This window comes from Schleiferia thermophila (genome assembly GCF_003337435.1).
Classification (GTDB): domain Bacteria; phylum Bacteroidota; class Bacteroidia; order Flavobacteriales; family Schleiferiaceae; genus Schleiferia; species Schleiferia thermophila.
Window position 1 is genome coordinate 17145 of the sequence record NZ_QPJS01000009.1, and the last position, 11638, is coordinate 28782.

Sequence of the window (11638 nt, forward strand, 5' to 3'; positions counted from 1 at the left end):
GATGATGCGGCTTTTTTCTGCAGTTGTTGTTTTTTTTAGCTTTGAACTCAGCTATGCCCAGCTGTATCCACACAAATGGAGCATTGTAGTTCACACGGGTTTCAGTACCTATTACGGCGATCTGACTCCCTACAATCTCCAGTACGACGGAGTGTGGAAAACTCTTGGCCACATTTATACATTCAATCCCAATTATTTTGAAGGCCCGTCGTGGCAGCTATCGCTGAATCGCCTTATCAACAACACCGTCTCCTTTCAGCTTGGCAGTTCACAGATTACATTCAATGCCAATGACCGCTTTGTCAAGCCAGATGGGACCTTGTGGACTGAAAGCCAAAACTTCTCCCGAGGCTTAAATGTAAAAACCGAGATCCGTGATTATTCTGCAGGCTTCGTTTTCAGAACCGACGATGGCAAATTGCTATCCCACAGATCCATCTTCGCTCCGTATCTGGGAGTTTCTGCTCTGCTTATCCGGTTTAGATCCTTTGCTGACCTAAGGGATGAGGAAGGCAATTTTTACAACCTCTCTGATCCTCAGGTCCGTCAAAATGGAATATATGAAACGCCCCTTCAGCAACTGCGCACAGAAGGAATAGACTATGATCATCTGGTGCCTGGAGCCAGACTCGACCTGGGCTTCAGAGTCCGACTTTCTGGCCAAATCAGTTTGCTCCTTTCGACTCAATGGACTCTGGCTTTTACCGACTACCTGGACGATGTAAGCGGCACTTATCCCTCCTCCTTCCCTGATCAACTCACGCAGCGCGCATCCGATCCCACCGATCGGAGATTTATAACCTCCCAAAGGGGCGACAATCAGCCATATGACGTTTACTTTTTTCACTCCATCGGTCTTCAATGGAGTTTTGGTACCAGAAAAAGTCTTAGAAGATTCCCTACAGCAGGGGGATTTGCTGCGCCACCAGCTGCTCAAAACAAACCAAGCAAATTCGATCCTTTGATAAAAAAAGAGGAATATCTCTCAACTTCAGATACAAATTCCATCATCAGACTTGAACAACAGAAACTATCCATTCAATCTCTGGAAGATCGACTAGATCTGCTTTCTCAAGGCTTTTATATCCTCAATGCCAGATTACAGGTCAAAGAAAACGAAAGCAAACAATCAGAATTGATAAAACTCTCTGACCAGCTCAGTGACAGTATCGGTTATTTAAACGATTTGCTCAGGGAAGTCGATCTGGACACTATTTTGCCAAAACAAGTGAAAGATAGTCTCTCCCTTTTTGTTTTTACCAGGAAAAATTTACACAAACAATCTTTGGACTCTCTGAATACCTACAGAAAAAAACTCATTGCAGAAAGCGATAGCCTGAAGATGTGGCTGTCCGACAATGGTGACCTGATGGATGGCTTACTCAGCGACCGGAATCTGGCAACACAAGTCGGCCGTAAAAAAAACATAGCTCCAGACTCGCCCGCCTTCAAACCGGCTGTTGAAAACAAACCTCAAATGAGTGAAGTTGAAGAAAAATCACAATCGCTGGAATCCATTGCCCGCCACACCGGCAACCGACTGAAAGATACGGCACAACTTGTAGTGGATGAAATAGAACTCGATGATACTTCTGAAGCTCAGCCAAAAAACATACACACCCAAAACAGGAAAAGTGATCAAACTGCGGAAATTGCCAGTCCAGACAAAGCTGCTGCTTACCCACCGACCTACCAAACCAGAAGACCAGTACGCGCAGAACCTCAGTCCTTTAGGCAAAGGAGGGAAATCCCCGCTTCGATAAAAACCGCCCCCGCGACCACCTCATTGAGGGACAGAACTCCGGAAGTAAAGTTCCAATCTACAGAAATCAATGCTGAACCAAAATCCGAAACGAAGGATAAAACCACTGGTTCACAGACCGATACATTGTTTTATGCCAGGATTACTACCATTTTAAACCAGCAAACTGAGGCATTAAAACTCCTTGTAAGTGAACTGAAGGAACTGCAGAACTCGCGCCGGCCATCAGGAAATGTCTTAGACGGTAATTCTGTTTCATACGACAGAACTATTCCTCCCATCGACTCCTCTCTTTTTGGTCAAAAAATTCCGGTTCCCAAATTCGCAGATTTCAAAAGCAAAACAACTTTCTTTTTTGATAAGGGAAAATCGCTTCCAGACTCTGCCGACATTCTGATGCTCAGGCGAATTGGAAGGTTCCTTGCCGATTCCACCGAATCCTTTATTTTAATCACAGGATTTGCCGACAACACAGGAAGCATAGCGGCCAATTTAGAACTTATCAGAAGCAGGATGCAAAATATCCGAAACATTCTTATTGAAGAAGGAGTCAATCCGGTTCGGATCAGAATGGAAGTCGGAGGCGTAGTAGTAAGAGGGCGACCAAAAGCCAACAGTATGGACCGCAGAGTAGATATTACTTTTTTCTGGTAGTTTATTAGCAGCGGGGCAAAGGTCATTATTTCGTCTGGCACAAGGGTATTTTATCCACTGATTCCTTTTCGTTGCATCGTAGGCTGAAAAAAACCCGTGGTCATTTAAACCACGGGTGTATTTGTTTTACAATGCGGGATACCTGGATTTTGTCACGCAGGCTGGAGATTTTTCACCTCTTCCAGATTGGCGTACAACTCTTCATCGGTAAACGTATGATCGGTCAACTTACCTGCAAAGTAGTCCTCATAAGCCTGCATGTCGAGATATCCATGACCACATAAGTTAAACAGTATGGTCTTGGATACACCTTCCTCTTTAGCCCTGTTAGCCTCTCTGATCACTTGAGCAATGGCATGGGTGGCTTCGGGTGCAGGGAGTATGCCCTCTGTTTCGGCAAATTGTAAGCCAGCTTTAAAGCACTCAAGCTGCTGTATGGCCACGGCTTCGATTATGCCATCTTTCAGCAGTTGGCTGCAGATGACACTGGCTCCGTGGTATCTGAGCCCTCCGGCATGAATAGCAGCCGGCATGAAGTTGTGGCCTAAGGTGTACATCGGAAGCAGCGGAGTATACCCCGCAGTGTCTCCAAAATCGTACATAAATTTTCCTTTGGTTAGTTTCGGGCATGAGGCCGGCTCCACGGCTATGCATCTGGTCTTTTTGCCTTGGGTCAGATTGTCTCTTAAAAAAGGAAAAGATATACCAGCAAAATTAGATCCTCCACCCAGAGGTGCTATCACAATGTCAGGATAGTCTCCGGCCATTTCAAGCTGTATCCTGCATTCTTCTCCAATGATGGTCTGATGCATCAATACATGATTGAGCACGCTTCCGAGTGCATATTTCGTATGAGGATCGGCAGCTGCCATTTCTACAGCCTCTGAGATAGCTATTCCCAGGCTTCCACGATTATCGGGATCTTTGGCCAAAATGGCTCTTCCGGCATTGGTCCTTTCGCTGGGTGAGGCATACACCTGAGCTCCATAGGTTTTCATGATCACCTTTCGATATGGCTTCTGGTTGTAGCTTACTTTTACCATGTACACCTCGCATTCTATCTCAAATTGTTTGCAGGCAAAAGCCAATGCTGTCCCCCATTGCCCGGCTCCAGTTTCTGTAGTAATGCGTTTTACGCCTTCCTTTTTATTGTAATATGCCTGGGCTACGGCTGTGTTAGGCTTGTGTGAGCCACTGGGGCTGACACCCTCATATTTATAGTAAATTTTTGCCGGGGTATCCAAAGCTTTTTCCAATTGATATGCTCTGAACATCGGGGTTGGACGCCAGATTTTGTATACGTTTCTGATTTCCTCCGGTATCTCGACAAAGCGCTCAGTTGAGACTTCCTGCTTGATCAATTCCATTGGAAACAATGGTGCCAAATCCTCCGGACCAACGGGCTGCTTGGTACCCGGGTGCAATGGCGGCAACGGCTTGTTGGGCATGTCTGCCAGGATGTTGTACCAATTTCTTGGCATCTGCTCTTCTTCAAGAATAATTTTCTTCTTCATAAGTAGGAACATTTGTGCAAAGGAAAACAAAATCCCACTTATTAAAAACAGCTTAAGAAAACAAAAAACCCGTATGCTACCTAAAATTTATATCTCAGAGATACAGAGATGTTAATACCCGTTTCATCAGAAAAGTATTTCCAGCGATTCAAAAAATCCCGGTAGCGCTTATTCAAGGCATTTTCCATTAATATCGATACTGCAATATAATTTTTTTTCAAGGGAATCGAAAAATCTACCCCTGTATGAAACAATACATATCCCGGAGGTGGAGGCATAAAATCCTGGTTTTCAAAAATTCTTCGCTGCCGATCCACCATTAATACGTGTATGCGCCACTCCCCGCTTTTTACCCGCTGAACCTCAGGCAATTTTATTCTAAAACCAGCCTCAGCCCGATTGGCCGGCATCCACGCTATAGGCTTTTGTTCACTGAGGTGATGGGCATACAGCACAGCCGACTTTATTTCTAAACCTACCTGCTCCGTTATCTGATACTCAGCTATTGCATCAGCTCCTGCCACCAGACTTCTGTCGTATTGGCGATAGGCAAATACTGGAAAAGCCCCTCTGATGGTGCTTCTGAGCTCTCCGGTCGGCTCCAGATTGATAAAATCACCAAACAAATACCCATAAGCATCCGCCCTTACAGTTACTTTACCTATGTGAACCAGGCTATTGACATGCTGTTGAAACGCCTTTTCTCTACGAAGCTCCGAATTCCCCTCTTCTATACCCGCTACCCCCTGATGCAGCCCAAAACTAAACAGCTCATTGATCTCCGGAATCCTGTTTGTCAACTGAACTTCATAGTCCAGACGGAAATTTTTCCGTTGAATGAGGTTAATGGTCGAATTCAGGGTAAAACCACCGTAATACCTCACATCCTCCAATACTTCCAACGGTATGCTGCGCACTATGGGAAAAGCCTGATAATATACCCTATCGTAGCGCAAACCCCAGGAAACCTCTTTTTGCCAAAGCTTCTTTTGCCCTGAGTAATACAGGCTTGCCCTGTGGCTTAAATAGTCTGGAATCAGGGGCAAAATACCAGTCCCCGGCAGGTTGGTATTGTCGGTGATGCTGTATTGGATTCCCAGTTGATTGAAATTTTTGCTGTATTTCACCTCACCAAATGCCAGCCACTGATACAAGCTCAACGCCGGCCTGTCGTTTTCGCCACTCCGGCGAAAGTCAAACTCCTTTCTGTCGTTTATCTGCGCTCCAAGATCTACCTGTACTTCGCTTTGATTTCTCAGGTGAATTTTTGTCTTGCTGCTCAGCGTCAGATGCATTACTTCCTGCCTGGGCAAATCAATGTGATAGGAAAATTCATCCCGTGTAAAAAAGGGTATCTCCCTGCTCATCGCTTCTTTTAAATCCTCTACATTTCCGATATGAGCACCCCTCAGGATGCCGATTTCAGTGCGATAGAAATCCACATTCAAAACCGTATTCCACACCGGAGTGAAGTTTTTTTTCCAGAGCAGTCCTGCCGACCATTCCTGCATTCCGGTGTTTCGCATGTAGTAGTTAGGAGTGTGCATATCGCCTGACCTCTTGAAGGCCGCATCCAATCTGATTCCTCCGGCATCCGCAAAACCTTTATCCAGTCGAAGATGCTGCCAGTGACCTCTTCCGTTGGTCTCAAATCCAGCAGCATAGCTGCCATGCCAGTGGCTATCTGCAAATGCCGAACTTTTACCAGCCAGCATAGCCCCTCCAAGATGACCTGCCGGCAGATGCACCGGACTGATTCCCCTCACCACCAGTATGCTGTCGTAAATAAATGCCGATATCTCCGGCGCGTGGTCGTTGCCCCACTGCTGGCCTGCCTGCACCATTCCGTGATTTAATACCGCTATTCGCTGCGCATTCATCCCGCGAATGATGGGTTTCGAAATGTTTCCCCCGGTTCTGAGCACCTGCACACCCGGTACAGACGTGGCAATATCAGCTATAGGTTTAAACTGCTGACGCTCCCGTATCTCCGTTCTGATGGCCTTCATCCGCACCTCTTCCAGCGATCGCCTATTGTCGGTAATCAGCACCTCTGGGAGCTCGATTACAGAGTGGGAAAGCATCGCTGTGAAGGATGTATCGCTCCTTATAAGGAAAAAACCATCGAAAGGACTGCATCCAAAGTGAGTTATTGACAAGTGATAATGTCCCTCGCAGAGCCCTTTAAATACTGCAACACCTTCCTTATCCGTAAGCTTTCCGGGACCTCGACCTCTTTCGCTGCGAAATACCACAAAGGCATCCGACAAGGCTCTCCCGGAGCTTTTGTCCACCACCTTTACCTCTACACGATACCGGCACTCATCCTGACCCATTGCACAGGTCAGCATCACCACCAAAAACAGGCTAAGGCAATACCTCCACATCAAAATCTGCCTGAATATCGGTAGACCCTCCGGCGTTGGTTATATCCCCTGCAGACACTCCGGGTGCCGCCTTATCCGGATAATGTCGTAAGATTATTGTTAACCGCCCTGCTGATGGAGTACCGGCCTTCACCTCCATCCTCAGCCCCAGAGGCCTGCCATTTCGATCGAAATCTCTGTACGTAAACTCCAGATCCACTCCATCGGTCAGGTAAAAAAACTGATGATCCACATCCGTAGCCAGAATATCTGCGTTTACATCACCAGGCGGATCCTGAGTTTCATCCAGCAGCGTAATAAAACCATTGTACAAAGTGCCCGCCCGTATTTCACCTTCTTGAGAAACCACAGGCGGAATCCCTCCCATCCCGTCAATGTCAAAAAACCTCAACACTACGGAATCCGACGGAACAGCTTCATTCCGAAGCGTCAAAATCAGCGTGGTAATCAATTCATTTTCTTTGGGCACTACGGGCTTTTCTTTCGTACACGAAGTAAAAATCACTGAATTCGCCACCAGAACCCCCGCTAACAACAGTGCTTTTTTCATTTAAATGCAACTTTGTTGCAAAAATAGTATTAAATCACCATTTAAAAATTCACCCTGTAATGTTTAACAGCTTGTAAAGTTTGTTACATTTGCAGCCCCTTTCCGACAGCCTCGAAAAACTCAGAAAGGGTTTTGAAAATGAAAAGTTTAACCACTTCATTTTTTAAATGCTGTCTAAAGAGTTTTTTTTAAAAAATGAATACAAACCATTCTTCATGAACGAAGAACAAAAAACCATCGAATCAACTGAGCTCGAAAATCAAACTCAGTCCGAGGAAGCACCATCCACTTCCGAAATCAACCCAACCCCAGAATTGGCTCAGGCCGAAGCATCCGTAGAAAACCCAGTAGAAAACCCTACCGAGGCAGCTTCTTCTGAAGAACAACCAACCGAAGAATTTGACTGGGAAGAATTTGAAACCGGTCTGAAAAAATTCACCTCTGAGAAAAAAGCCGAAATCACTACCCTCTACGAAAAAACCATCGGAAAAATCGAAGAGCACGATGTAGTCAAAGGCAAAATCGTAGCCAAAACCGAGCGCGAAGTCATTGTTGACATTGGCGGAAAATCAGAAGGCGTAATTTCACTTAACGAATTCCGATACAATCCTGACCTCAAAGTCGGCGACGAAGTAGAAGTCATGATCGATCGCCGTGAAGATAAAAACGGACAGCTCGTACTCTCCCACCGCAAAGCCCGCGCCCTGAAAGCATGGGACAGAGTCAACGAAGCCTACAACAACGACGAAGTAGTCCAGGGCTTTATCAAATGCAAAACCCGCGGTGGAATGATCGTGGACATCTTCGGTATCGAAGCCTTCCTCCCTGGCTCCCAGATTGACGTACGCCCCATCAAGGACTACGACGCCTATGTCGAAAAAACCATGGACTTCAAAATCGTGAAAATCAATCACGAATTCAAAAACGTAGTCGTATCGCACAAAGCCCTCATCGAAGCCGACCTCGAAGAGCAAAAACGCGAAATCATCTCCAAACTCGAAAAAGGTCAAGTGCTGGAAGGCGTCGTCAAAAACATCACCTCCTACGGAGTCTTCATCGACCTGGGCGGCATCGACGGACTCATCCACATCACCGACCTCAGCTGGAGCCGCATCAACCACCCCAGCGAAGTGGTCGAAATGGACCAGAAACTCAATGTCGTAATCCTCGACTTCGACGAAGCCAAAACACGCATTCAGCTCGGCCTCAAGCAACTCACACCCCATCCTTGGGATTCACTCGATCCCAACCTTAAACCCGGCGACCGCGTAAAAGGAAAAGTCGTAGTCCTAGCCGACTACGGCGCATTCGTAGAAATCATCCCGGGCGTAGAAGGCCTTATCCACGTGAGCGAGATGAGCTGGAGCAACCACCTGCGCAGCGCCCAGGACTTCGTAAAAATCGGCGACGAAGTAGAAGCCGTCATCCTGACCCTCGACCGCGAAGAGCGCAAAATGTCCCTCGGCATGAAACAGCTCACCCCCGATCCCTGGGCCGACATCGAAACCAAATACCCCGTTGGCTCCATCCACGAAGGCCAGGTGCGCAACTTCACCAACTTCGGCGTATTCGTCGAACTCGAAGAAGGCATCGATGGCCTCGTACACATCTCAGACCTGAGCTGGACCCGCAAAATCAAGCACCCATCCGACTTCACCCATATAGGCGCTAAACTCAAAGTCGTAGTACTCGAAATCGACAAAGAAAACCGTCGCCTCAGCCTCGGCCACAAACAAGTCACCGAAAATCCATGGGACGTCTATGAAACTCTCCTCGAAGAAGGCTCAGTACTCTCTGCCCGCATCACAGAAATGGTAGAAGGCGGAGCCAATGCCATCATCGAAAACATCGGCCTCGAAGCCTTCGTGCCCAAGCGCCACATGGCCAAAGCCGACGGCACCCACCTCAAAATAGATGAAGTAGCCGATTTCAAAGTCATCGAGTTCAACAAAGACCAGCGCCGTATTGTGCTCTCCCACACCGACCTGGTAAAAGCCGCTGAAGCCGAGGCCAACGAAAAAGCCGCTAAGAGCACTAAAGATGCCGTCAAACGCATCCAAAGCAAAGTAGAAAAAACTACCCTTGGCGACCTCGAAGTGCTCTCACAGCTGAAGGCCGACCTCGAAAAGAAAGAAGACAAATAACAGACACTCAACCCTCATAAGCCGCCCTCACAAGGGCGGTTTTTTTTATCCGCTTCCAAATTTCGAGCACCTCGCGGCAGCATAAAAAAAGTATTTGGGCGTGCCCCCGCGCGCCGGCCTTGCGGCCTTACCGCGCGGGGTCGGGCTGCTCCGGGGTGCGCTTCGCTCCCGTGCTCCGCTGCGCTGCGCACCGCCCTGCGGGCGCCCTCCGCATCCCTCACGCATACCCTCACCACAAGCCACCCGCCACTTCGGTGGAAAATCTCGGACAATCACAAGGCTTGCCTGCCCTGCAGCCTTCCACTACCAATACTCCGAAAGCCAGCAGCACAAAAATCACTACTCTTCTCATGACCTATTTAAAATAGTTCGCACCTTCCTACGGTCCGGTTTGCCTGTCTGCGTCACAGGCAATTTTTCCATAAACCTGATTTCCAATGGTTTTATTGCTCTGCTAATTGCCTTTTCAGCATACAACGCATCGATTTGTCTCATCCATTTTGCAGCATCTTCCGACCCATCCCCCTCTATGACCACTACAATCCGCTCACCAAACACCTCGTCTACTACTGAACTCACTACAAAAGCCCTATCAGGCAATACCTCCGAGAGCAGACTCTCCACATACTCAGGGCACACCTTCAGTCCCCCACTGTTGATTAAAAAGTCCTTTCTACCCTTCCATACAAAGGCATTATCACCCGTGAGCTCCACCAAGTCACCTGTACAAACCTCCCCATCGGTCACACCAGGATACCTTACATGCAATACAGATTCCTCATCCACCCGGATGCACACCCCCTCCATCACCTTGTAAGACGCTTCATATGCCGGAGCCAGCTCCCTGAAAGCAAAATTGGTCAACGTCTCCGTAGTCGAAAACGATTGATACACCCTACCCCGCGCACGGTTTCTTATCAGCTCCAGTGCTCTGGCCGTCAGCTGTCCCCCACCCAGTAAAAGCACACCCACCCTGTTCAATACTTCCACATTGCGCACCAGTTGAGCCGGAGTCAGAGCTGCGAAGTCCACTTCAGGAATTTGGTACCACACCATAGCCGGCCTGAACCAGGTCAACTTCCATCCCATGTACATAGCTCTGAGCAGCATCATCCGCCCGGCCACGTACCGCAAAGGCAAAGCCAGCAGGGCAGTTTTCACCCCCTCAAGCTTCAGACTGCTTACAGTACCACGTATACTGGCCTCCACAGCCGACTTCTCAAAAAAATAGGTTTTCGGCACTCCGGTACTCCCGGAGGTGGATACTGCCAACCGGTCCAGCATGTGGTTGTAGAAAAAAGAACAGGTCTCCTCAAATAAACGCACTTCCTCCTCATCCAAAAAAGTCATTAAGCCCGAGGTCAGCCTATGCAATCCCGGAAAACAGGAAAAGTCAATTACCATCATGTACAACCTTCAAATTCCTGTGCGTACCATCGCATTTCGGGGCATGAGCAGAATGTTTACAGCCACACAATGCCACTTTAGCCGGTTCCTCAATCTCCAGCACGACAGGCCTGAATGCACTGCCCTTATGAGATCCATCGCAAAAGGGTTGTTTGCTGCTTTTTCCACATGCACACCACCAGTATTTACCAGGCTGCAATTCCAGTATGTATGGCGATTTTTGGGCAATCTCAGGAGTATTCATGTTACAATAAATTAATGAGCTAAAGATAGCCATGTTTTTTTAGTATTCAAAGGCTATGTTTACCTCTGCTTTTTACTAGAATTTTACATTCGGCATTCGTTCCTGTTCATCAGATGGGCACCCTTTCCCATCCAACCCATTCAGATTCAATCCATCCTCCACATATCAAGCAAAAAAAGCTTTCAGCCACATGTTTACACATTGAACTCCTGAGTCATAAGGCCAGCCCAGCTGGCAAAACAAACAATAAATTGCAATTCCCTAAAAATCCTGTAACATGGTTACTAAATAACCTGTCAGCTCAAAACACATGCATTACCTTTCAGACATGTTTCCAACTGGCGGATTTTGCACTGGTCATTGCATTTTGTACTAGGTAGATCCAACATACGACTACTGCATTATGAATTCTTATTAAATCCACCCTCACCCTCTAAAATACCTACTGCGATTCCTTGGTTTTTTCGTTGAATTCCATCTTATGTACACCAGCTCAAGAAAACTTCTACCATAGAATTATTGAGTTTTTTAAGCATCATCAAAATCCATCACCATATCCTAACCTATGGATCAACCATAATGCTACAGGAACAGTAATAGGGTGAGGCGTTGTTTGACTTCCTGTATCTCCGCGGTCAAACCTCTTTACCTGTTTCTAATTACCGCACATAGCACCTATTAACCATTGATGAGCTGGTCAACTTTGACGGCAACCTCCACGATGAAGTCACCATTGAGGATAAAAGCCTGATGGAACAGGTACTACCGATTGCTGAACTCGAACCCGAAGAAAAATATATGGTCTTCAAAATGATCGATACTTTCCTGACCGAAAAGAAGTTCAAAGACTTCTTTCAAAAGAATGTAGCCGCTCTATAAAGAAAAACCCGGACTTGCCGGGCTTTTTCTTTAACATTATAATCTATTGTTTTACCCCGTTAATTACAACAAGACCTTCTTTTATATCTATCTGTAA

General features: G+C 47.0%; 9 protein-coding genes. 3 read left to right on the forward strand and 6 right to left on the reverse strand.

The genetic code is table 11. The features are described 5' to 3' along the window. Position 1 precedes the first annotated feature (1 nt). Positions 2-2416: an OmpA family protein gene (locus DES35_RS11050; RefSeq protein ID WP_037359153.1), complete on the forward strand. Its 2415-nt coding sequence runs from the start codon at positions 2-4 to the stop codon at positions 2414-2416. A 152-nt stretch (positions 2417-2568) separates the two neighbouring features. On the opposite strand, the gene DES35_RS11055 is transcribed toward DES35_RS11050, so the two are convergent. The 3 genes from DES35_RS11055 to DES35_RS11065 all read right to left on the reverse strand — a co-directional run bounded on the left by DES35_RS11055 (position 2569) and on the right by DES35_RS11065 (position 6867). Continuing rightward, positions 2569-3930 carry a TrpB-like pyridoxal phosphate-dependent enzyme gene (locus DES35_RS11055; RefSeq protein ID WP_037359150.1) on the reverse strand — a complete coding sequence of 454 codons (1362 nt, stop codon included), beginning with the start codon at positions 3928-3930 and terminating at the stop codon, positions 2569-2571. 80 nt (positions 3931-4010) lie between these two features. Then, positions 4011-6317: a TonB-dependent receptor plug domain-containing protein gene (locus DES35_RS11060; protein WP_084180172.1), complete on the reverse strand. Its 2307-nt coding sequence runs from the start codon at positions 6315-6317 to the stop codon at positions 4011-4013. Continuing rightward, positions 6298-6867 (reverse strand): hypothetical protein, encoded by a 570-nt coding sequence (locus DES35_RS11065; protein WP_037359144.1) that lies wholly within the window; start codon positions 6865-6867, stop codon positions 6298-6300. Before DES35_RS11065 ends, DES35_RS11060 begins: the two co-directional genes overlap by 20 nt. A gap of 215 nt (positions 6868-7082) precedes the next feature. Here DES35_RS11065 and rpsA point away from each other — a divergent pair, with 215 nt between their 5' ends. Beyond that, positions 7083-9011 carry a 30S ribosomal protein S1 gene (gene rpsA, locus DES35_RS11070; protein WP_084180176.1) on the forward strand — a complete coding sequence of 643 codons (1929 nt, stop codon included), beginning with the start codon at positions 7083-7085 and terminating at the stop codon, positions 9009-9011. 229 nt (positions 9012-9240) lie between these two features. Here rpsA and DES35_RS11740 read toward each other — a convergent pair whose 3' ends face one another. The 3 genes from DES35_RS11740 to DES35_RS11810 are packed head-to-tail and all read right to left on the reverse strand — an operon-like array spanning position 9241 to position 10695. Continuing rightward, entirely contained in the window at positions 9241-9363 is a 123-nt protein-coding gene (locus DES35_RS11740) for a hypothetical protein (protein WP_260429783.1), read from the reverse strand. Then, on the reverse strand, positions 9360-10361 hold the full coding sequence (locus tag DES35_RS11080) for an AMP-binding protein (protein ID WP_160171983.1): 1002 nt from the start codon (positions 10359-10361) through the stop codon (positions 9360-9362). Before DES35_RS11080 ends, DES35_RS11740 begins: the two co-directional genes overlap by 4 nt. 43 nt (positions 10362-10404) lie before the next feature. After that, entirely contained in the window at positions 10405-10695 is a 291-nt protein-coding gene (locus tag DES35_RS11810) for a CDGSH iron-sulfur domain-containing protein (RefSeq protein ID WP_371851083.1), read from the reverse strand. A gap of 717 nt (positions 10696-11412) precedes the next feature. Here DES35_RS11810 and DES35_RS11745 point away from each other — a divergent pair. Next, positions 11413-11541, forward strand: coding sequence for a hypothetical protein (locus DES35_RS11745; protein WP_260429784.1), 129 nt, complete (start codon positions 11413-11415; stop codon positions 11539-11541). Positions 11542-11638 lie beyond the last annotated feature (97 nt).

Coding starts and splice junctions, on each gene's coding strand:
- DES35_RS11050 (WP_037359153.1), top strand. CDS start 2: ATGATGCGGCTTTTTTCTGCAGTTGTTGTTTTTTTTAGCTTTGAACTC.
- DES35_RS11055 (WP_037359150.1), bottom strand. CDS start 3,930: ATGAAGAAGAAAATTATTCTTGAAGAAGAGCAGATGCCAAGAAATTGG.
- DES35_RS11060 (WP_084180172.1), bottom strand. CDS start 6,317: ATGTGGAGGTATTGCCTTAGCCTGTTTTTGGTGGTGATGCTGACCTGT.
- DES35_RS11065 (WP_037359144.1), bottom strand. CDS start 6,867: ATGAAAAAAGCACTGTTGTTAGCGGGGGTTCTGGTGGCGAATTCAGTG.
- rpsA (WP_084180176.1), top strand. CDS start 7,083: ATGAACGAAGAACAAAAAACCATCGAATCAACTGAGCTCGAAAATCAA.
- DES35_RS11740 (WP_260429783.1), bottom strand. CDS start 9,363: ATGAGAAGAGTAGTGATTTTTGTGCTGCTGGCTTTCGGAGTATTGGTA.
- DES35_RS11080 (WP_160171983.1), bottom strand. CDS start 10,361: ATGACTTTTTTGGATGAGGAGGAAGTGCGTTTATTTGAGGAGACCTGT.
- DES35_RS11810 (WP_371851083.1), bottom strand. CDS start 10,695: ATGGCTATCTTTAGCTCATTAATTTATTGTAACATGAATACTCCTGAG.
- DES35_RS11745 (WP_260429784.1), top strand. CDS start 11,413: ATGGAACAGGTACTACCGATTGCTGAACTCGAACCCGAAGAAAAATAT.